The sequence below is a fragment of the Anaerotignum faecicola genome (assembly GCA_024460105.1).
In the GTDB taxonomy this organism is placed as follows: domain Bacteria; phylum Bacillota; class Clostridia; order Lachnospirales; family Anaerotignaceae; genus JANFXS01.
On sequence record JANFXS010000006.1, the window covers coordinates 42,887 to 64,616 of the forward strand.

Here is a 21,730-nt window from a genome sequence, read left to right on the forward strand (position 1 = left end):
GTTTTCATGGAAATAAATTTAAAGCTTGAAAATTTTACCGGCCCTATGAGCCTTTTATATCACCTTATAGAAAAAAATAAGATTGATATATACGATATACCGATAGCTGAAATAACGGATCAATACCTTGCTGTTATAGAAAAAGCTGAAAATAAAGATATGGATACTATGAGCGGTTTTCTTCTTATGGCCGCTACTTTAATTGAAATAAAGTCAAGGATGCTTTTGCCTAAGCATAAGGAAAACGACGAGGAGGAAATTGATCCCAGGGATGAACTTGTTGCAAAACTCATTGAGTATAAAAAATTTAAAATTGTAACGGAAGAATTTAGGGAAAGAGAAGAACAGGCGTCTTTTTTTGTATTTAAAGAAGCGGATCCATCCATTGATATATTTAAAAAACAGGATGAAATTAATCTCGATGTTTTTTTGGATGGAGTTACGTTTGACGACATATACAAAGCTTTTTGCAGCGTTATGAACCGCAGGGAGCGCAAAACGGATAAAATAAGGGCAGGGTTTAATTCGGTTGAAAGGGATTTATTTACTATAGAAGATAAAATCAGCTATATAAAGGATCTGCTTATAGTTTCGCCTAAGGTAAAATTTAACGACATATTTAGGAAAGGCGCGCGTAAATCAGAAATAATTACGACATTTCTCGCTCTGCTGGAACTTATTAAGGTTAAAAGCGTGAGTATAAGCCAAAACGGAATATTTGACGATATTATAATAACTAAATATAATGGAAGTGGTATAAATGAAACTGTCAGAACTTGAAGCCGTTGTAGAAGCGATATTATTTGTTTCCGGCGACGCAGTCAGCCTGACGGTAATTGCAGATGCTGTGGGAATGGACAAAGCGACTACCAAAGCCATAATAAATTCCCTTGCTGAAAAGTATGAAAGTGAAAAACGTGGAATCCGCATAGTAGAACTGGACGGTTCATATCAAATGTGTACGGCGGCGGACTGTTTTGATTATATCCGCAGTATTTATAAAACGGCGCGGAAGCAGGGCCTTACGCAATCGCTTTTAGAAACGCTTGCGATAATCGCTTATAAACAGCCCGTTACAAAATCTATGATTGAAGATATAAGAGGCGTAAGCGCCGAACATGCTGTTAATAAGCTTGTTGAAAAAGGCCTTGTATGTGAAGTTGGGAGGCAGGATGCGCCGGGAAGGCCGATATTGTTTGGGACAACTAAAGAGTTTTTAAGATATTTCGGTTTTTCTTCTATGGATGAGCTTCCGTCTTTGGAGAATAATATTTCTGCTGAAGATATTGAATTGGTTGAACATGAATAAGAGATTTAGGCCTGTTTGTTCAATTGCCCTATTTATGTTGATTAAAAGCCCTGCACACTAACATGCAGGGCTTTTGGTTTGCCTTATTTATGGAGTTATTTTGTTTCATTTGTATCTGTTTCATTTGTTTCAGCATCAGGCGTTTCTAGTGTAGTATATGAACTGTAACTTATTTTATTAGGGTTTCCGTTTATTTTTATTTTGGAAATTTCAATAACGTCGGAATTTTCGGTTTTATATCCTACTATTTCAACATTGTCGCCTACTGCTGCCGAAAGTATATTCAGGTTATTTTTAACTTCGATTCCGTAAAGGCCATTGCCGGTATCCAATTCAATGAATATACAGGTATTGCCGTCTATTACAACATCCCATAAGTTTGTTATTTTTCCGGAGTATGTTTTTTCATCAGCCGGGGGAGCCGTTACAATACCGCTTTCGGACATTATCTGTTTATAATTTTTTTCACATTCGGATATGGTATCGCCGATGGCTACAATCTGATATTTTTCTATGTTTACCATAGCGTATTTTTTTACGAGGCCGGCTGCATCCTTTAAAGCAAGGAAGTAAGTCGGTTCACCGCCGACATTTAAAAGGAGCGGGAATGTGGCTTTGTATCCAAGATGCTGTACCTGGCCTTCGGCTGAACTCATTGCAGAAATTTCTTTTGCCCCCGAGATCTGATAATAATTTGTTTCTTTTGTACGCTGGTTCATAAGCACAAATCCAACTATGGATTCGTCCCCGGTTACCGACGTTATGCCTGTATAAACCCATACGTCGTCGTTTAATGCTATATAATTATATCCTTCTGTTGTCTGGAGGCAGCCTCGCTGTCCGAAAATACTGTTTATATATCCGTTTGAAAGCGTTCCGTAATAATCATACTGCTGTACAAGCAGTTCTGCATCATATACTTTATCGATCCAAGTCGGTATATTTTCAACATCATAATATTGGTGTTCTCCCGTTACGGCATTTAAAAGTACGGCTCCTTTAACATCAAGCCCGCCGAAAAGCCCTATGCGTTTTGACGCTACCGGGCAGATCCAATATGGAGTTCCGTTATCGTCTATTTCAAAGTTTTTATTTAAAAACATTGCCGTCGGATACCTAAAACGGACATATCTGTCAAGGTTGCGCCCGAAGTGTTCCGAAGGGGAAATCTTTATGCCGTCGGAAAGTTTTACAAGCTCCACATCCTGGGTTGTCATGTCAATCTGAATGTAAGCGGGTATGCCGGTTCCTCTGTTTGTAAGCCATTTTATAACGCTTCCGTATTCAAGAGGCGTTACTCTGACTGGTCTGCCTTTGAAGTTAATTTGGGAGTAATATCCGCTTACTTCATATTGGCTTACCATATCTATCATGCTTCCCATTTTTCTTTCGGAAAGAAGGGCGGCGGAATCTTTGTCAAGTATTGGTATTTGGCTGAAATCGGCTTCTTTTATATCGTCTTCAAAATTGCTGCTGTTGACAGTTAAAAGAGAACTGTATTGGCCGGCTCTTAGTATAGGCGAGGAAAGAAGAGTTCCTATACCGTAAAATAATGCAAAGGCAGCGGCAATAATTACAAATTTCCTGTATTTTTTTATACGTTCTCTAAACGTTAGCCCTTCCGGATTTTCTAAAATATTTTTTATTATTGCATAACCGTTTACAACTATGGCTACAACAATCATGCTTATGACAAACGACCAGAATTCCTGGGATTGTATATTAATGGGCGGCAGAGCCGCATAGAACATTATAAACCATATAATGAGCGTTAAAAGCGGCGGTATTAATTTCTTTTTGAACATTTTAAATCTCCTTCCTTGTTGTAAATGAATGTTGGCTTAATTTTATTGGCATAACGCTTACAAATTTGAAACATTAACATTAATACCCTCTTTACATTAAGCATAATATTATTTATACTTATTATAGCGGCAGTATATTAATCGGCTGCCCGGAGAGGAAGTGATACCATGAAAATCGAAAGAATAAGTGAAAACCAGATTAAACTTACCCTTACATCCGATGATTTAAAAGAACGAAATATTAAACTTGATGAATTAATTAAACCGTCGGAAAAAACGCAGGAATTATTCAGAAGCATTATGGAACAGGCTTTTAACGAATGCAGTTTCTGTTTTGAAAATGCCCCGCTTATGGTGGAAGCAACTCCGGTTTCCGTTGACGGCCTTATGATAATTGTTACCAGACTTCCCGATAAAGAAACGCAGAAGGAAAAAATTTCACTGGTTTCACAAAATAAAACACTGCACCGATATAAGAAAAAAACAATTTCACATTACATACCGGAACATTCTTCTGACGAAGGCATATGCATATATTCTTTTAAAGATATTGATACCGCAACGGATGCGTCTATAAGGCTCGATTCGAAATTCAACGGTTTCAGCCAGCTTTATAAATATCAGGATAAATATTTTATGCTGCTTCAAAATGATAATGAAGGCGACGACATTTCTACTGAAAGCATTGAAATGATTTTAAACGAATACGGTCAAAAGCATGTTTCGACTGTTATATCAAAGTATCACCTTGCAGAACACGGGGAACTGCTTATTAAATCGCCGGCGGTAAGAACGCTTGCCAATATATTTACATACTGATAAACGGTATTTTATTTTAAAAGTTTAAAAAAGTAAAGAGATAATTATATTTATTTACTGAACATTAAAAAACAGGCGAATAAATTGTTAATTTTAAGATAAAAAAGGGAGAAAAATAAGAAAATTAACTTTGCGTCTGATTTATTTGCATAAGCGTCGGTATTGAAAACAATGACTTTCACATGTTTGGGTAATTTTGCCATAGGCGGTATTCTTATTTTTGCTAATTGAGAAAAGCGCAGTTTAAAGAATACGCATTATGAGTACGTAATGTATGGTTATGGATAAATGATAATTTAGTCGGAACTAGCCGGTTATAACGGGGCAGTGGACGGCGGCAGGATTGTTAAAGAAAGCCGCGGGTGAGAATGTAAAAATAATATTGGAAAATACCGTTGAACAGCGCACAGCCGATATGACTGTGTTTAATAAGTTATATACAGCGTGAAAGGCTGTTTAAAAGTAATTTTTTAATTTGTGTTATTTTGATAATATTAAAAAAGCCGCCATTAATGGCGGCTTTTTTAACGCTGTAGCAAAAATGAATATAATATTCTTTTACTTATTTTTTACGGTAAAAACTGATATTTTGCTAGCCGACGTAAGGCTGTTTTTCGGGGATACGGCTTTTTCCTCTTTCTTTCATTACAATATTAAGCAGTATAGGCGTCATAAGTGTCGTAGCGATTACTACAAGCACTATTGCAGGCGATATGGCAGGATCCACAAGACCGGCCTGCATTCCTTTGTCTGCAACTATAAGCGCAACTTCGCCGCGGGAAATCATACCTACGCCAACGCGAAGGGAATCACGCGAAGACATGCCGCAGATTTTGGCTCCAAGCCCGCAGCCGACTATTTTAGTCAACACCGCAACTATCAGAAGCACAACGGCAAAAAGCATATATTGTGAAGTAAGGGAATGAATATCCGTCTTTATACCTACGCTTGCAAAAAACAACGGCGAAAACATCAAATAAGACGCTACGTTTACTTTTTTTGCAATATATTGCCTTGTATTAGCTATATTGCAGAGAATAAGTCCGGCAAAATAAGCCCCTGTGATGTCGGCTATGCCGAAAAATTTTTCTGCAATATATGAAAGTATAAGGGCGAAGGCCAGGCCATATATTGCGATTCTTCTTTTTTGGCCAAATGCAACCTCCATTTTTTGGAAAGACCAGTATACAATAATTCCTATAATTGCCAAGAAAACAAAGAAACCGCCTATTTTTACGAATACCATCATTGGCTTTGCAGAAGGGTCTGTAAAGCCGGACATGAATGAAAGCAGTATTATTCCGAGTATATCGTCTATAATTGCCGCCCCCATAATTGCCGTGCCTACAGGGCCTTTAAGCTTTCCCATTTCTCTGAGAGTTTCAACTGTAATGCTGACAGAAGTTGCCGTTAATATAACGCCAACAAATGCAGCCCTTAAAAATACGTCGCTCGTGTAAGTATCAACAAAGAAAATATCATAAATAATAAATCCTCCTGCAAGCGGAACTATAACGCCTATGCATGCTATTACAAACGCCGTCGGGCCTGTTTTTTTAAGTTCTGAAATGTCAGTATCAAGACCGGCTAGGAACATAAGCATTATTACGCCTATTTCCGAGGCCTTTAAAAGGAAATCCGTTTCTTCGACAAAACCTAACATGCTGGGGCCGAGTATTATGCCGGCTAACAGGGCGCCGACAACCTGAGGCATGTGAACATGCGTGGATAAAAGGCCAAAGGTTTTGGTTGATAAAAGTATAAGAGCTATTGCCAACAAAAATTCATATGAATCCATAACCATATGTCTCCTTTAATTTAATAGTTTGTATAATGCTTATATATTATATACATAGAGGAATTTTTTTTCAAATAAAATGACGTTTAAAAATATTCAAACTTGTTATCGAAATATCCATGAAAAGTATGCATAAATTTGGCATAAATGATTTTTAAGACATTTTTTAAAGTATCCTGTATACAATTTTTTATTCGGCATTATTGTACAGATGTCTGGAAGCCGCATTGTTTAAGTATTTTGTAAATCGGTTAATATTTCACTGTGTACAAATTGCACAAAATAAAGGCATGTAAAGAAAAAATAAAACTGTAGAAGATTAAAAGGCAATCACTTTAGTAAAAAAACAACTGTTAAAAAAATAAACAGCAAAAAAAATACTAAAAGTGTTGAAAATATAAATATTTTAATATATAATTAATTCATGAGGAAAGATAACATGGACTGAAAGACATCCGCAATTTATAAGGAGGGAATTTGAAATGAGTGTAAATGCAATTATGTTAAGGCCTATTGACAATGTAGTTACAGTTGTTGGGGACGTGAAGGCCGGAGACACGGTAAATTATGTAATGGACGGAAAAAACGAAAGCGTAGTTGCCAAAGAGGATATTCCGGCGTTCCATAAAATTTCTGTTAAGCCTATTAAAAATGGGGAACACATCATTAAATACGGTCAAATTATAGGCGGCATTGTTGTTGACGCGGAGGCGGGCCAGTGGATAAGCCATAAGAACATTATAAGCTTGCCGCGCAATTATGAGGATGAATTATAATTTTATTTTTTAGATATTCTTATTTTATAAGGAGGACTGATTTATGAACTTTTTAGGATACGGGAGGCCCGACGGAAGGGTTGGAATAAGGAACAAAGTGTTGATACTGCCTACATGCGCTTGTTCAAGCGAAACATGCCGTATTGTTGCAGATCAGGTTGAAGGCGCTGTCTACACAAGCAATACTGCAGGATGTTCCGAGGTTGAACAAAACCTTCAGATATGTACGGAAATGTATTCAGGCTTTGCCGCCAACCCCAACATATACGGAACAGTCCTTATCGGCCTTGGATGTGAAGGCTGTACGCCGGAAATTGTTAAAAACGCTATACTTGCAAAAACAAATAAACCTTTGGAGGTTTTTGTTATACAGGAAGAGGGCGGCACTGTAAACACAATAAATAAGGCTGTTAACGCCGCAAGAAAAATGGTTCAGGAAGCTTCGCTTGTGCCTAAAAAAGAATACCCCGTTTCGGAACTTTTCCTTGGAATAGAATGCGGCGGCTCAGACGCTACAAGCGGGCTTGCGGCTAATCCTGTAGTAGGCAAAGTTTCGGATATGATTGTTGATCTCGGCGGTTCGGCGGTTATGAGCGAAACAACTGAATTTATAGGAGCCGAGCATGTATTGGCAAAAAGGGCGGCTACGCCTGAAATAAAAAAACAGATTATCGGCATATGCAAAGACCTTGAAGATCACCTTGCAAATGTTAATCAAAATCTCAGGACAGGCCAGCCTACTCCCGGCAATAAAGAAGGCGGAATTTCTACGATTGAAGAAAAATCTCTCGGCTGTATATATAAAGGGGGCACAAGGCCTATAGTCGAAGTGCTTAAATATGCGGAAATGCCAACCAAAAAAGGCGCTCTTATTATGGATTCTCCCGGTTTTGATATTGCCAGTATAACGGCAATGGTTGCAGGCGGATGCCAGGCTATTATATTTACGACCGGAAGGGGAACTCCCACAGGAAACATAATTGCTCCTGTTATAAAAGTAACCGGAAACAGCAAAACATATAAGAATATGATTGACAATATAGATTTTGATGCAAGCGTTGTTATTGACGGAAAGATGTCTATAGACGAATGTGGAGAGAAGCTGTTCGACGAGTTTATAGCGGTTGCAAACGGGAAAGTTACAAAGGCTGAAGCTTTTGGATTTAACGAATGTTCAATGCAGAGGATATGTAAGTTTATTTAATTACAAATGTATATTTGAGCTTAAACCCGCTTAAAATTTTTAGGCGGGTTTATTTTATTTAAAAATTATGATATACTATTCGGCAAATTGTTTTATTGGGAGAGTGTAAAAATGAAACCTTTAATTGCTATACCCATAGGGGATCCTGCAGGCGTTGGGCCTGAAATCACGGTTAAGGCCGTCGCCGACAAATCGGTTTTTGAGGCCGCAAGATGCGTGGTTGTCGGCGAGCTTAATATAATTAAAAATGCGATTAATATAACCGGGGCAGACCTCAAAATTAACTGCATTGAAAATGTTGAAGACGGCATATATGATGAAAAAACTATAAATTTAATCGACCTTAAAAATATTGATACGGCTTCTTTTAAAATCGGCGAAATACAGGGAATGTGCGGAAAAGCCGCTTTTGAGTATATAGAGAAATGCGTTGCCCTTGCCATGGAAGGCAAAGTTGACGCCGTTGCAACAACGCCTATAAACAAAGAAGCGTTAAAAATGGGCGGTATAAATTATATAGGGCATACTGAAATATTTGGAGCGCTTACAAACACAAAAGATCCTTTGACAATGTTTGAAGTAAGGGGACTTAGGGTTTTTTTCCTGACGCGCCATGTTTCTCTTGAAAAAGCATGCCAAATGGTAAAAAAAGAAAGAATCATAGATTATGTTATAAGATGTACAGAAGAACTTAAAAAACTCGGAGTAAACGAAGGTACAATGGCTGTTGCCGGGCTTAATCCGCACAGCGGCGAGCATGGGCTTTTCGGCATGCAGGAAGTTGAACATGTTTCTCCGGCTATAGATGAACTTAAAAAAATGGGATATAATGTAGAAGGGCCGGTAGGCGCGGATTCGGTTTTCCATTTGGCGCTTCAAGGCAGATATAACAGCGTGCTTTCGCTTTATCATGACCAGGGACATATAGCGACAAAGACCCTTGACTTTGAAAGGACTATAGCCATAACGTTGGGAATGCCTATATTAAGGACTTCCGTAGATCATGGGACGGCAATGGATATAGCCGGCAAAAATATTGTAAGCGCCGTTAGTATGATAGAAGCTGTTTTGATTGCCGCAAAATATTCCCCAAACTTTGTAAATAATGGTTGAAAAAGTATGTTTTAGCAATTATACTGATTTTTAAGTTGTATCTTTTATTTTTGGATTATTTGGGGGGAACAGAATTGGAAATAAAGTTTGCAGACAGAATGGATAATATAAAAGAAGGTATATTTACTACGCTTGCCAATTTAAAAAAAGACAGATTGAAACAAGGGAAGGAATGTTATGATTTATCGGTTGGAACTCCGGATTTTGTGCCTGATAAACATGTTATGGAAGCGCTTACGGAGGCTTCAAAATATGCTGAAAATTATAAATATGCAATTACGGATTCAGATGAACTTATAAATGCTGTGAAAAACTGGTACAAGAGAAGATATAATGTTGAACTTGAGAGCGATGAAATAATGTCGCTTTATGGCTCGCAGGAAGGATTAAGCCGGGTATGCCTTACTCTTTGTAATCCGGGGGACATTGTGCTTGTACCTAACCCGGGCTATCCTATCTTCAGCCTTGGGCCGGCCTTGAACGACGCTAAAATTGTCGAGTATGAATTAAGGGAAGAAAATAACTATCTTATCGACTTTAGTTCTATAAGCGAGGAAACGGCGGCGGCCGCTAAAGCTATGATTGTATCTTATCCTGCAAATCCTATATGCCGCCTTGCACCGAAAGAGTTTTATAAGGAGCTTATTGAGTTTGCAAAAAAATATAATATTGTTATATTACATGACAACGCTTACAGCGAGCTTGTATATGACGGAAACGAAGGAATTTCTTTCCTGAGCATTGACGGCGCCAAAGAAGTTGGGATTGAGTTTAATTCGCTTTCAAAAGCTTATAATTTAACGGGGAGCAGAATTTCTTTTGCGCTTGGAAATAAAGACATAATCGCACAGTTTAAAAAGCTTAGGAGCCAGATTGATTACGGCATATTTCTTCCTGTGCAGAAAGCGGCTGTGGCGGCATTGGAAGGGCCGCAGACAAGCATTGAAATCAACAGGAAAGAATACCAGGCAAGAAGAGACGCGCTTTGTCTTGGCCTTAAAGAGATAGGGTGGGACGGCTGCGTTTCGGAAGGGACAATGTTTGCTTGGGCTCCTCTTCCGAAAGGCTATACAAATTCAGAAAAGTTTGTGCTTGAACTTATTGATAAGACGGGCGTTTTTTGTGTGCCGGGAAGCGTTTTTGGAAGCCTTGGGGAAGGATATGTCCGTTTTGCCCTTGTTAAAAATGTTGACGAGATTAAGAAGCTTGTCAACGCTATCAAAGAAAGCGGAATGATTAAATAAGTATTGATATATGCGCCGTGTTTTTCAGTTTTGGAACGCGGCGTTTTGTCGTATAAATGAACTTTTTGGTATCTTTTTTATCAATTTATGATTAGGAGCGACTGTTTAAATATACTGCCTGTAAAAAATAGATTTTCTGTTTTGAAGATTAAGTTTGATGAAAAGAATTATTTTATATATAATATGTTTGTTTATGGAATTTTACTGTATGTTATATTAGCAGAATATCTGCTGCAAAATTCAACGCTTTCATATATCAGGCGGACGGTTTTTACGGATTATTATTTATTAAACAGTAAAGGAAAGTAATATATGAATATTAACTATTTTAAAATATATAATATACCCGCGGCGCTATGGGGTGAAGTATCCGAGAATGTTATTATTGCCGTTCATGGCAATATGTCAAACAAAACGGATGCGCCGATTAGGATTATGGCCGAGAATGCCGCTGCCAATGGCTATCAGGTATTAAGTTTCGATCTTGCCGAACACGGCGGGAGGAAACATGAAGGCGCTCTGTGCAAGGTACAGAATTGTGTGGAAGATTTGAAAACTGTTTATAACTATGCAAAACTCCGATATAAAAATATAAGCGTTTTTGGAGTCAGTATGGGAGCATATTTCAGTCTTTTGGCATATAGCGGCAGGAATATTTCAAGGGCATGGTTTCTTTCGCCGGTTACAGATATGAAACATGTTATTGAAAATATGATGGGTTTATTTAATATAACTAAAGAACGGCTTAAAGAAAATGGTGAGATGGAAACTCCCATAGGGCAGATTTTATATTGGGACTATTATTGCTATGTTTTATCAAACCCGGTGGAAAAATGGGATGTATGCACATATATTTTATGCGGCGGGAACGACGATATATGTGGTGTGGAGCTTATTAAGGAATTTGCCGATGCTTTTGGTTGCAGGCTTGATATTATTAATGAAGCAGGGCACTATTTCCATTCTGAGAAAGAGCTGGAATGTGTCGATCTGTGGTTAAAAGAAACTATGTAATTTATATTGACCCATAATGCTTAAAATTTTTAAATAATTTTTTCACAATGGCTCATTATAAAGCTTATTTGAAAGATGTGTTCAATATAAAACGGCATTATGATGTATAATGTAAAATCAGAGCATAGTACATATTTAAAGGAGGAATAATTATGAAAATTACGGCTGTCGAAACGATACAATTACCGGCGCATCCGCGGCACATTTGGGTTATGGTTCATACGGACGAAGGAATTACAGGCATAGGCGAGGCCACAGACAAAGTTGAACTTACCAAAACGGCAGTACATAATTTCTGCGCCGAAATTATACTCGGGCAGAACCCTCTTCAGAACGAAAAACTTTGGGCCATGATGTATGACAGTGCAAATTATACTGGGTATATGGGAGCGGAAATGCGCGCAATGGGCGCCGTAGATATGGCTTTATGGGATATTAAAGGAAAAGCGGCGGGCATGCCTGTGTATGATATTTTGGGAGGAAAAACACAGGACAGCCTAAGGATTTACAACACATGCATAAGCTATGGAAATATACGCGACAGGGAGCGGTTTATGGAGGACGCTGGAGAGCTTGCCGAAGATTTGCTTAAAAACGGTATAAAAGCCATGAAAATTTGGCCTTTGGACGCGCTTTCAACAAAATATAACGGGCAGTATGTTACAAGGGAAGACATAAGGAAGGGCCTTGCGCCTTTTAAAAAAATACGCGACGCTGTAGGCGATAAAATGGAAATAGCTCTTGAATGTCATTCGAGATGGAATATGCCTATGGCCGTCCGCGTTGCGGAGGAGTTGGAGCAGTATGATCCGATGTGGTTTGAAGATCCCATTCCTGTTGACAATATCTCATGTTTTGCCAGCCTGCGCAAAAAAACAAAACTCCCCATACTGGCAAGCGAAAGGCTTGCAACAAAATATCAGTTCAGGGAACTGTTTGAAAAAGACGCATGTGATATTGCTATGTTTGACGTAAGCTATTGCGGAGGCATTACAGAGTGCAAAAAAATAGCGGCTATGGCTGACGCTTATCATTTGCCCGTAACTACCCATAACTGCGGCTCGCCTGTAATGACAATGGTTGTTGCGCATTTGATGATAAGCTGCCCTAACACTAACGGGATTGAAACCGTACGTGCGCTGTACAAAACGTTTGATATTACGGACAATGGGGTTGATATACGGGACGGCCATATATATCTCAGCGACAGGCCCGGTTTTGGCATAAGCCTCAAAGACGAGGTTTTAAATGCGAAAGATACTGTAAGAACAGTTACAAAAGAAGCAAGGCATGACCAAATGTTTGCCGTAACGGGAGATCCATGGGCTCAATCTCCCGGCGATGACAAAGCCGGAGTTATTATGCCCGAATAATCAGTGCAATCGATAAATAAAAAAGCGTAACAGAGCGCCGATTGCCGCTAACTCTGTTACGCTTAATTTTTTATGCGGCAGATATTTTGCTAAATGCTTATTATGGATTTGAAGTTATTTATAATCCTAGCCGTAAGCCCCCAAATAATATTGCCTTCATAATCATAAAACCATTCTTTCATAAGGGCTTTGCCCCATTTATAATCTTTTCCGCCGTGTATAAGGTGAAACGGGAAGTCGGGCGGAAATTTCGGCTCTAATTCGACAACGGAAAGCCGCGGCGTCGTGTTTATAAAGAAGCTTAAAGGAATTAGGATAATTTTTTCCACTTCATCAGGATTTATTTTGAATTCATCGGGTTTTATGCCGTCAATATAACCGACAAACGGCCTTATGTATGCGCCGTAGCTTGTGACAATAAAATCGGTTTCGCCTAGTATTTTTATGTTTTCGCCGCATACGCCGATTTCTTCACATGTTTCGCGAACGGCGGTTTCGGCAGGCGTTTCGTTGAGCTCGCCATGGCCGCCAGGAAAACAAAAATCGCCGGGCTGGCGTTTCATTTTAAGGGAACGTTGCGTTAAAATAAGATGAAGGCTGCCGTTGTATTCCGTTATCGGTATCAAAACGGCGGACGGTATGCCGCTGCCCTCGGCGGCGGAAGTATGGGCGCTCAGCATATATTCTATATTGTCGATATTGTTTTTTTTATTTTCCATATTTATTCCCTTCTCAGCTTTACGAATTTAGGCGCGCTCCTTCGCCTGCTTTCTTCCATTTGCGCATAATGCTTTTTTGTTGTGTTAACGTCGGCATGGCCCAAAACGTCGGCGACAAGATATATATCGCCTGTTTCGTTATATAGGTTCGTACCGTAGGTGCTTCTTAGTTTGTGCGGAGATATGTTTTTAATCTGTACAGAAGCTTTTGCGTATTTTTTTACAAGGTTCTGCACCGTGCGTACATTTATGCGTTTTCCCTGCATGGATATAAAAAGCGCGTCCTCCGTATCCGCCGGATTATTTTTCCTTTCTTCTATATAGTCGATCAGGGCTTCGCGTACTTCCTCGCCGAAATAAAGTATAACTTCGTTCCCGCCTTTGCGCGTAACTTTAACGGCGTTGCTGTCAAAATTTATATCGTTTTTGTTTATGCCGACACATTCCGAAACGCGCATGCCGGTGCCAAGCATAAGAGTGACGATTGCAAGATCCCTTTTCTGTGTGTGGGAATGATATTTCTTTTGGCCTTTTGAAAGATTGCTGCCGTTTTCAACTTCATCAAGAAAATTGCACATTTCGTTTACATCCATACGGACTATTGGTTTTTCGTGTATTTTAGGGCCTTCGACGATACCGGCCGGGTTTGCGTCAACAAGTTTTTTTGAATAAAGATATTTATACATACGTCTTATTGCCGACAATTTCCTCAGCTTTCCTTTTTCGTCGTTTGTATGCGCGACGACTTCTTCGGGATTTTGCGGGTTTGGTTTCTCATAATATGTAACGTACTCCATAAATCTGTCTATGTCTTCGGACTGTACGGATTTCATGTCTGAAATATCTATATCTGAAATATTTTTGCCTTTAAAGCGAGGATGGTATTCTGTAAGGTAAGCAAAAAATATTTTAAGATCATATGCGTATGCTATCCTTGTTTTAACGGATGTATTTTGGGCAATACTCCTGAAAAAGACGTCGGCAAATCCGGGCAGTTGGGAGATGATTTCGCGCAGATGTATTGTATTTTTTTGTCGTTGTTCTTCGTTATATGTTAATTCAGCCATAACGGCGCTCCTTTGCTTTATTTATATTCTTCTTTGCTCCAGCCTTTGATGTATGAATTTTGTATTGCGCTGAAAACTTTGCCGTCAAGATTGTCATAAGTTTTTTTGAGGGAGGAAATAAGTTCCTTAATTTCCTGCCGCTTTGTAGCGCCGTCTGCCGGGCACGGGCTTTTGACTATTTCTATGGAATTTTTTTTAATATAGCTTCTGGCTTCGTTTTCGGGGACGTACATCAACGGACGTATGGAATACAGCTTTTTCCTGTCAAGGTAGCTTACGGGAGCAAATGTATTTATTCTGCCTTCAAAGAAAAGGGACATAAAAAAGGTTTCGACGATATCGTCTTTATTATGTCCGAGGGCAATTTTATTGCAGCCCAAACTTTCGGCCGTGTCGTTTAACGCGCCTTTACGCATTTTAGCACATAAAGAGCAGGGATTTTTTTCTTTTCGTTCCTCGAATATTATCTGGCCTATATCGGTTTCCACTACTGTATAATTTACGCCGATTTTACTGCAAAGTTCATTTATTGCGCTGTAGTCGGCATTTTTGAAGCCGAGGGAAACTGTTACGGCTTCTATTTCAAATTTTTTGGGATAGAAGCGCCTGAGATCCGCAAGGGCAAGCAGTGTGCATATACTGTCTTTGCCTCCTGAAATGCCTATAGCTATTTTATCGCCTTCATTTATCATTTTATAGTCTTCAACGGCGCGGCGTACATAACTTAATAATTTTTGGTGTTTCATATTTGATGTCCTCCGTACTTTTGGTTTATTATTATTATACATAATAAAAAACGCCAATAAAAGGCCTGTTTTTAAAAATAATTAATAAGGCGGCAAAGAAAAATTTATGTCTGCAGCAAAAACAGGCGGAATACTTCATAATAAAACGGAAGCATACCATTTAACGCGCTTTAAAATATAAAAAAACAAAACACTTCTTGCAAACTTGTATTTGCGTAATTATAATGTATCTTATATTCATTTTTTAGATAGGGATTTTTAGTTAGAAGAGGGTTGTGTGTATGTCGGTTGAAAATGATTTATATCTTGAATTGAAAAACAGAATAACACAGTACCATCCAACAAAAGACTTTTCAATGCTTGATAACGCATTCAGGCTTGCTATAAGCGCTCACAGCAAACAGCTTAGAAAATCAGGAGAACCGTATATAATCCATCCGCTTAAAGTGGGATATATACTTGCAGATCTTGAGCTTGACATGGAAAGTATTGTAGCCGGGCTCCTGCATGATACCATAGAGGATACGCCGTATACTTATTTTGATATTGAAAGGCTTTTCGGAGAAGAGGTTGCAATACTTGTAGACGGCGTAACAAAGCTTGGACGGTTGTCTTATTCCGTTTCAATTTCCAAAGAAGAAATACAGGCTGAAAATTACAGGAAAATGTTCATGGCAATGGCTAAGGATATCCGTGTAATACTTATAAAGCTTGCGGACAGGCTGCACAACATGCGCACGCTTAATTACATGAGTGCGGAAAAGCAGACGGAAAAAGCGCAGGAAACTCTTGATATATACGCCCCGCTTGCCAACAGGCTCGGCATTTCGAAGATTAAAGTTGAAATGGAGGATCTGTGCTTTAAATACCTTTATCCGGAAGATTATGAAAGCCTAAGCGAAAAAATAGCTCTTAAACGCGACGAGCAGGAAACATATGTTAATACCATTGTTGCGGATCTCTCGGCCAAAATGAAAGAGATGGGAATTAACGGCAAGGTTTACGGGCGCAATAAGCATCTTTTCAGCATTTATAAAAAGATGAAAAACCAAAACAAGACTTTTGATCAGATCTACGACCTTTTTGCGGTTCGTGCAATAGTCGAAACCGTAAGGGACTGTTATGCCGTTTTAGGTATTGTGCACGATATGTATAAACCTATGCCGGGAAGGTTTAAAGATTATATTGCAATGCCTAAGCCTAATATGTATCAGTCGCTTCACAATACTCTTATAGGGCCGGAAGGCGAGCCTTTTGAAGTGCAGATCAGGACGTTTGAAATGCACAGGACAAGCGAATATGGTATAGCCGCACACTGGAAATATAAGGAAGGAAAAACTACTCCCCAAGGCGGGGTTCAGGATAAATCCGAGGAAAAGCTTGCATGGTTGAGGCAGATACTTGAATGGCAAAAAGACATGAGCGATAATAAAGAGTTCATGGACACTATAAAATCAGACTTAAATATATATGACGAACAGGTTTATGCATTTACTCCGCACGGGGATGTTATAAGCCTTCCTCAAGGAGCGACGCCAATAGATTTTGCATATATGATTCACAGCGCCGTCGGCAATAAAATGGTTGGGGCTAGGGTTAACGGTAAAATAGTCACATTTGATTATAAAATTAAAAACGGCGACAGGATTGAAGTTATAACCAGCCAAAATTCCAAAGGTCCAAGCCGGGGCTGGCTTAATATTGTTAAAAGCTCTCAGGCAAAAACAAAGATAAATCAATGGTTTAAGAAAGAATATAAAGAAGAAAATATTATTAAAGGCAAGGAGCTTCTTGCAGCCGACGCCAAAAGAAAGGGATACTCCCTTAACGATCTGCTTAAACCCGAATGGGTGGAAATCGTATGCAAAAAATTTGCGTTTAAATCATGGGACGCTCTTTGCAGCGGAGTCGGATACGGTGGCCTGAAAGAAGGCCAGGTTATAAACAGGTTTATTGAAGAAGTCCAGAAAGAGGCGAAAAAGGCTCAGACGGCCGAGGATATTATCAGGAAAATGGCCGATTCGGCGGCTAAAAAGGAAGCCAGCAGGAAGAAACGCGGAAGCGGCGTTGTGGTTAAAGGGGTCGGAGATGTAAGCGTCAGGTTTTCACACTGCTGCAACCCTGTTCCGGGTGATGAAATAGTCGGCTTTGTTACAAGGGGACGCGGCGTTTCGATACACAGGACGGACTGTATTAATATTATAAATCTTGACGAAATTGAACGTCACCGCCTTATAGACGCCGAATGGGACGTAGCGTTGACGGCCAACAGCGACGTATCGTTTACGGCAGAGGTAAAACTTATATGCACAGACAGAAACGGGCTTATAATGGACGTTTCAAGGGTACTGTCGGAGGAAAACCTGCTAGTTAAATCATTTAACGGCAGAAGCCTTAAAGACGGCACGGCGGTATTCAACGTTGTTATGCAGATTGGCGGCAAAGAACAGCTTGACATAATATGCAGGAAGTTTTTGTCTGTCAAAGGGGTTGACGAGATTGAGAGGGTTACAGGTTAAAGGGGGATTTTATGCGTGCTGTTATACAAAGGTGCGGGTATGCAAGCGTTAAAGTCGAAGGAAAAAATGTCGGGGAAATAGGCAGGGGGATTATGGCGCTTTTCGGCTTCCTGCCTTCCGATGACGAAAAAACGATGGACTATATGCTTGACAAGATTATAAATTTAAGAATTTTTGAAGATGAAAACGGCAAAATGAATTTATCGCTTTTAGATATAAAGGGCGAGCTTCTTATTGTGCCTAATTTTACTCTTTACGGCGATGCGAGAAAGGGCAGGAGGCCGGGATATTCCGCGGCCGCATCCCCGTCCGAAGCAGAAGGGAAATACGCGCGTCTTGTAGAAAAGGCAAAAGAGCTTACGGTGAAGGTTGAAAGCGGAATTTTTCAGGCCGATATGAAGGTGGAGCTTATGAACGACGGCCCTGTTACAATACTTTTGGACAGCGAGCGAATTTTTTAGGAGGAAAATATGAAATTGTTTAAACATGTTGTCCGTTCAATGGATCAGAACGTATATTTTTATTATGATGAAAAGACAATGGACGGCGTCATAATTGATCCGGGAAACGATGCAAAGAAAATAATGTCTCTTGTCGAGGAAACCGGAATAAATGTTAAAGCTGTACTTTTAACTCACGGCCACGGCGACCATATAGGCGCCATACCGGAGATAAAAGAAAAATATAACTGGCCTGTTGCGGCTCACAGCTGGGAGATCCCCGTTCTGGAAGACGAGGAAGCAAATCTGAGCGGGACTATATGCGGAAAAGTTGAGTTTTCTCCTGACATAGTGTTTGAGGATGGGGACGTATTTCAATTCGGAAGCCTGAAACTTAAGGTAATCCATACTCCGGGACATACCATAGGGGGAGTTTGCTACTATAGCGAGGAGGATAGTATCGTTTTTTCAGGAGATACGCTTTTTTATGCCTCAATTGGCAGGACGGATTTTCCAAATCCGCCTGTTAAAGACGGAAAAGGCTATCCTTCAAGCGAAAATTTTGAACGGCTTATTTCAAGCGTTAAGAATAGACTTTATAAACTTCCCGATGAAACGGTTGTATACCCTGGACACGGCAGCGAAACCCGTATTGGCTTTGAAAAAAAGTTTAACCCTTTTGTGAAAGGCTGAAGCGATGATAAAGTATGTTTTGAAAGGGCATGGACTTGGCCATGAAGTTCAAACTATAGCGCAGGTTTTTTATCCTAACCTGCACTATTATGAAACGGATTGTATTGAAACGTCGGGCATATGTGCTTTAAGCGGATTTGACAGTAGTTTTGCGTGGGCGGAAATTTTTAAAGACGGTGTTTCGCTGATAAAAAAAATATTTGCCCACGGCGGGGAAAATATATCTGAAAGGGAAAAAAAGCGCGTTATTAAGCTGGCTTTATATGAGTGTTTCAGAGAAATTACGGGATATACCCCTAAATGGGGAATGATAACGGGAATAAGGCCCGCTAAGACGGTCAACGAACTTATAAGTTCCGGAGCAGATGAAGCCGACGCGTATTCTTTTTTAACGGAAAAATATTTTGTATCGGCTGAAAAGGCGAGTTTGACAATGGAGGTTGCAAGGGCTGAAAGGGAAATTCTCGAAAAAAACCACGAATATGATTACAGCCTTTATATAGGAATACCTTTCTGCCCGACAAGGTGCCTGTATTGTTCTTTTACGTCATATCCGATAGATAAATATAAAAATATTGTTGATTTATATATAGACAAGCTTATAGAAGAACTTAAATTTATATCGTTAAAAGCAGAAGGAAAGCGCCTAATGTCAATTTACATAGGAGGCGGAACGCCTACGTCGTTAAACGAAACGCAGTTGGAAAGACTGCTGGAGGCCATAAACATGAATTTTGACGCCGAAGGCGCGCTTGAATTTACGGTTGAAGCCGGGCGGCCCGACACGATTACTTCGGAAAAGCTTAAAGTAATGAAAAAGCATAATGTGGGAAGGGTGTCGGTTAATCCTCAGACAATGAATCAGAAAACTCTTGATTTAATAGGCCGAAGGCATACGGTTGAGGATATTGTGTCTGTATTTAATATGGCAAGGAACGAGGGCTTTAAAAATATAAATATGGATTTAATACTGGGGCTTCCTGGTGAAAGCGTTTCTGATGTTGAAAATACTATGGATCGGATAGCGCGGCTTGAACCCGAAAGTATCACTGTGCATACGCTTGCAGTGAAGAGGGCTTCCAGACTTAAAGAGAATTTTAACGATTACAGCCTTGCGGGAATTTCCGAAATCGAAAATATGCTTAAAACGGCCGGCAGATATGCAGGCCTTATTGGAATGAAACCATACTATATGTACAGGCAGAAAAATATGGTTGGAAATTTTGAGAATATAGGATACTGCAAAAAAGGAGCCGAAAGCTTTTACAACGTGGAAATAATGGAGGAAAAACAGACTGTCGCCGCCGCAGGGGCGGGAAGCACAACGAAAGTATACAGCGGCGCCGACAACAGAATTTCAAGGATTTTCAATGTTAAAAGCGTTGAGGAATATCTTTCAAGATTTGACGAAATGATTGAAAGGAAAAACAGAGGCATGTTTTTTGAATAAGCCGGGAATTAAAATTTATACAAAAAAATTTTATTTTGCTATTGACAAATGAAGGGTATTTGTTTAAAATGTCTAATAACATTTTAAATGATAACAGCTATGAACAAGAGGAGTATTTGCAGGCATCTTAAAGAGAGAAGGGTTTATTAGCTGAAAGACCCTTTAAGAAATACGGCATTGAAGGTAGCTTGGGAGCTTTTATATTGAACTGGGAGTAGATATAGACGTTTAAGCCGCGTTATTGGCTGAGAGTGCCCGCTTATTTTGCGGGAATTAAGGTGGTACCACGAGCGTTCGTCCTTTACAGGCGAAGGCTCTTTTTGTTTATTCGGGACTATAGATTCAGTTTGGAGGGAATGGTATGCTTACACAAGCGCCTAAGGGAACAAAGGATATTTTCGGCGCTGAAATAGCTCAGTGGCAAATTGTTGAAAACAAGATGAGAAACCTATGCAGGAATTTCGGAATTGATGAAATAAGGACGCCTGTTTTTGAACATACGGAGCTGTTTTTGAGAAGCGTCGGCGATACAACCGACATAGTTCAAAAAGAAATGTACACTTTTTTTGATAAGGGCGATAGAAGCATTACCCTTCGCCCGGAAAGTACGGCAGGAGCGGCAAGGGCCTATATAGAGCACGGCATGTTTAATAATGCGCAGCCGACAAAGCTTTATTATATTGCTCCGACATTCAGGTATGAAAATACCCAAGCGGGAAGACAAAGGCAGTTTCACCAGTTCGGCGTGGAAATGTACGGAAGTTACAGCCCGGCGCTGGACGCCGAGGCAATTTCAGTGGCTTATGAACTCATTAAAGATATGGGCATAAACAGCGTGGAACTAAGGATTAACAGTTTGGGGTGTCCTGAATGCAGAGGAAGATATAATAAAATGCTTAGGGATTTTATCGGTGATAACCTTGATAACCTTTGTCACGAATGTAAATCTAGGTATGAGAAGAACCCTTTAAGGGTTCTTGACTGCAAAGAAGAAAAATGTAAAAAGATTATTGCGGGAGCGCCAAGCGTCATCGACTGCCTGGATGAAGAATGTACGGAGCATTTTGAAACTTTGAAAGAAATATTGGCCGGCATGGGCATTAGTTTTACGGTCGATCCTATGATTGTAAGAGGACTTGACTATTACACCAGAACGGTTTTTGAATTTGTGACAAACACAATCGGAGCGCAGGGAACTGTCTGCGGCGGAGGAAGGTACGATAATCTTGTCGAAGAATGCGGAGGGCCGAAAACAGGAGCGGTAGGTTTTGGGCTTGGGATTGAAAGGCTTTTAATGACTCTTGAAGCGCAGAACGGAAAATCGGAATACAAGCCTTTCAGGCATTTGTATATTGGTTCAATAGGCAAAAAGGGATTTATCAAGTCTCAGGCGATAACATTTGAACTTAGGAAAATGGGCATTATAGCCGAGTGTGATACAGTCGGAAGGAGCGTTAAAGCCCAGATGAAATATGCAAATAAAATAGGCGCCATGTATTCTCTGATACTTGGCGATGATGAAGTTGATTTGGGAAAAGCGTCCGTTAAAAATATGGAAACAGGAGAAACAACCGAAATAAACATTTCGGAAATAGGCGCAAAGATGAAAGAACTGTTAAATTTATAAGTAATTTTAGTCTG

19 protein-coding genes and 1 other annotated feature are annotated in these 21,730 nt (G+C 39.7%); of the genes, 14 read left to right on the forward strand and 5 right to left on the reverse strand.

Annotation, left to right across the window (positions count from 1 at the left end):
- Positions 1 to 6 precede the first annotated feature (6 nt).
- Together NE664_10395 and scpB are read left to right on the forward strand one after the other, a co-directional pair.
- On the forward strand, positions 7 to 780 hold the full coding sequence (locus NE664_10395) for a segregation/condensation protein A (protein ID MCQ4727051.1): 774 nt from the start codon (positions 7 to 9) through the stop codon (positions 778 to 780).
- Positions 761 to 1,309: an SMC-Scp complex subunit ScpB gene (gene scpB / locus NE664_10400; protein ID MCQ4727052.1), complete on the forward strand. Its 549-nt coding sequence runs from the start codon at positions 761 to 763 to the stop codon at positions 1,307 to 1,309. Before NE664_10395 ends, scpB begins: the two co-directional genes overlap by 20 nt.
- Before the next feature lie 95 nt (positions 1,310 to 1,404).
- Here scpB and NE664_10405 read toward each other — a convergent pair whose 3' ends face one another.
- Complete coding sequence (locus NE664_10405; GenBank protein MCQ4727053.1) at positions 1,405 to 3,114, reverse strand: CvpA family protein; 1,710 nt, start codon at positions 3,112 to 3,114, stop codon at positions 1,405 to 1,407.
- Between the two features lie 168 nt (positions 3,115 to 3,282).
- Here NE664_10405 and NE664_10410 point away from each other — a divergent pair, with 168 nt between their 5' ends.
- On the forward strand, positions 3,283 to 3,933 hold the full coding sequence (locus NE664_10410; protein ID MCQ4727054.1) for an adaptor protein MecA: 651 nt from the start codon (positions 3,283 to 3,285) through the stop codon (positions 3,931 to 3,933).
- Between the two features lie 592 nt (positions 3,934 to 4,525).
- On the opposite strand, the gene NE664_10415 is transcribed toward NE664_10410, so the two are convergent.
- Entirely contained in the window at positions 4,526 to 5,731 is a 1,206-nt protein-coding gene (locus tag NE664_10415; protein ID MCQ4727055.1) for a cation:proton antiporter, read from the reverse strand.
- Between the two features lie 482 nt (positions 5,732 to 6,213).
- Between NE664_10415 and NE664_10420 the strand changes: the two genes are divergently transcribed.
- The 6 genes from NE664_10420 to NE664_10445 all read left to right on the forward strand — a co-directional run bounded on the left by NE664_10420 (position 6,214) and on the right by NE664_10445 (position 12,455).
- Entirely contained in the window at positions 6,214 to 6,507 is a 294-nt protein-coding gene (locus tag NE664_10420; GenBank protein MCQ4727056.1) for a UxaA family hydrolase, read from the forward strand.
- Between the two features lie 43 nt (positions 6,508 to 6,550).
- Positions 6,551 to 7,711: a UxaA family hydrolase gene (locus NE664_10425; GenBank protein ID MCQ4727057.1), complete on the forward strand. Its 1,161-nt coding sequence runs from the start codon at positions 6,551 to 6,553 to the stop codon at positions 7,709 to 7,711.
- Positions 7,712 to 7,822: 111 nt separating this feature from the next.
- Positions 7,823 to 8,824, forward strand: a complete 1,002-nt coding sequence (pdxA, locus tag NE664_10430) for a 4-hydroxythreonine-4-phosphate dehydrogenase PdxA (protein ID MCQ4727058.1) — start codon at positions 7,823 to 7,825, stop codon at positions 8,822 to 8,824.
- A 74-nt stretch (positions 8,825 to 8,898) separates the two neighbouring features.
- Positions 8,899 to 10,068 (forward strand): aminotransferase class I/II-fold pyridoxal phosphate-dependent enzyme, encoded by a 1,170-nt coding sequence (locus NE664_10435; protein MCQ4727059.1) that lies wholly within the window; start codon positions 8,899 to 8,901, stop codon positions 10,066 to 10,068.
- Positions 10,069 to 10,380: 312 nt separating this feature from the next.
- On the forward strand, positions 10,381 to 11,082 hold the full coding sequence (locus tag NE664_10440) for an alpha/beta hydrolase (GenBank protein ID MCQ4727060.1): 702 nt from the start codon (positions 10,381 to 10,383) through the stop codon (positions 11,080 to 11,082).
- Positions 11,083 to 11,234: 152 nt separating this feature from the next.
- Complete coding sequence (locus tag NE664_10445; protein MCQ4727061.1) at positions 11,235 to 12,455, forward strand: mandelate racemase/muconate lactonizing enzyme family protein; 1,221 nt, start codon at positions 11,235 to 11,237, stop codon at positions 12,453 to 12,455.
- An 89-nt stretch (positions 12,456 to 12,544) separates the two neighbouring features.
- On the opposite strand, the gene NE664_10450 is transcribed toward NE664_10445, so the two are convergent.
- From NE664_10450 to NE664_10460, 3 genes are read right to left on the reverse strand one after another with little or no spacing between them, the layout of a single operon-like run.
- Positions 12,545 to 13,174 carry a CoA pyrophosphatase gene (locus NE664_10450; GenBank protein MCQ4727062.1) on the reverse strand — a complete coding sequence of 210 codons (630 nt, stop codon included), beginning with the start codon at positions 13,172 to 13,174 and terminating at the stop codon, positions 12,545 to 12,547.
- Between the two features lie 2 nt (positions 13,175 to 13,176).
- Positions 13,177 to 14,241 (reverse strand): tyrosine-type recombinase/integrase, encoded by a 1,065-nt coding sequence (locus NE664_10455; protein ID MCQ4727063.1) that lies wholly within the window; start codon positions 14,239 to 14,241, stop codon positions 13,177 to 13,179.
- Between the two features lie 17 nt (positions 14,242 to 14,258).
- Complete coding sequence (locus tag NE664_10460; protein MCQ4727064.1) at positions 14,259 to 14,987, reverse strand: tRNA 2-thiocytidine biosynthesis TtcA family protein; 729 nt, start codon at positions 14,985 to 14,987, stop codon at positions 14,259 to 14,261.
- 281 nt (positions 14,988 to 15,268) lie between these two features.
- Between NE664_10460 and NE664_10465 the strand changes: the two genes are divergently transcribed.
- The 5 genes from NE664_10465 to hisS all read left to right on the forward strand — a co-directional run bounded on the left by NE664_10465 (position 15,269) and on the right by hisS (position 21,716).
- The gene (locus NE664_10465) at positions 15,269 to 17,506 is read left to right on the forward strand and encodes a bifunctional (p)ppGpp synthetase/guanosine-3',5'-bis(diphosphate) 3'-pyrophosphohydrolase (GenBank protein MCQ4727065.1); all 2,238 of its coding nucleotides are present in this window, start codon (positions 15,269 to 15,271) and stop codon (positions 17,504 to 17,506) included.
- Positions 17,507 to 17,517: 11 nt separating this feature from the next.
- Positions 17,518 to 17,967, forward strand: a complete 450-nt coding sequence (gene dtd / locus NE664_10470) for a D-aminoacyl-tRNA deacylase (GenBank protein ID MCQ4727066.1) — start codon at positions 17,518 to 17,520, stop codon at positions 17,965 to 17,967.
- Between the two features lie 9 nt (positions 17,968 to 17,976).
- The gene (locus NE664_10475; GenBank protein ID MCQ4727067.1) at positions 17,977 to 18,639 is read left to right on the forward strand and encodes an MBL fold metallo-hydrolase; all 663 of its coding nucleotides are present in this window, start codon (positions 17,977 to 17,979) and stop codon (positions 18,637 to 18,639) included.
- Positions 18,640 to 18,643: 4 nt separating this feature from the next.
- Positions 18,644 to 20,089: a coproporphyrinogen dehydrogenase HemZ gene (hemZ, locus tag NE664_10480; protein ID MCQ4727068.1), complete on the forward strand. Its 1,446-nt coding sequence runs from the start codon at positions 18,644 to 18,646 to the stop codon at positions 20,087 to 20,089.
- Positions 20,090 to 20,179: 90 nt separating this feature from the next.
- Positions 20,180 to 20,394, forward strand: a binding site (T-box leader).
- A 56-nt stretch (positions 20,395 to 20,450) separates the two neighbouring features.
- Positions 20,451 to 21,716: a histidine--tRNA ligase gene (gene hisS / locus NE664_10485; GenBank protein ID MCQ4727069.1), complete on the forward strand. Its 1,266-nt coding sequence runs from the start codon at positions 20,451 to 20,453 to the stop codon at positions 21,714 to 21,716.
- The last annotated feature ends 14 nt before the right edge of the window (positions 21,717 to 21,730 follow it).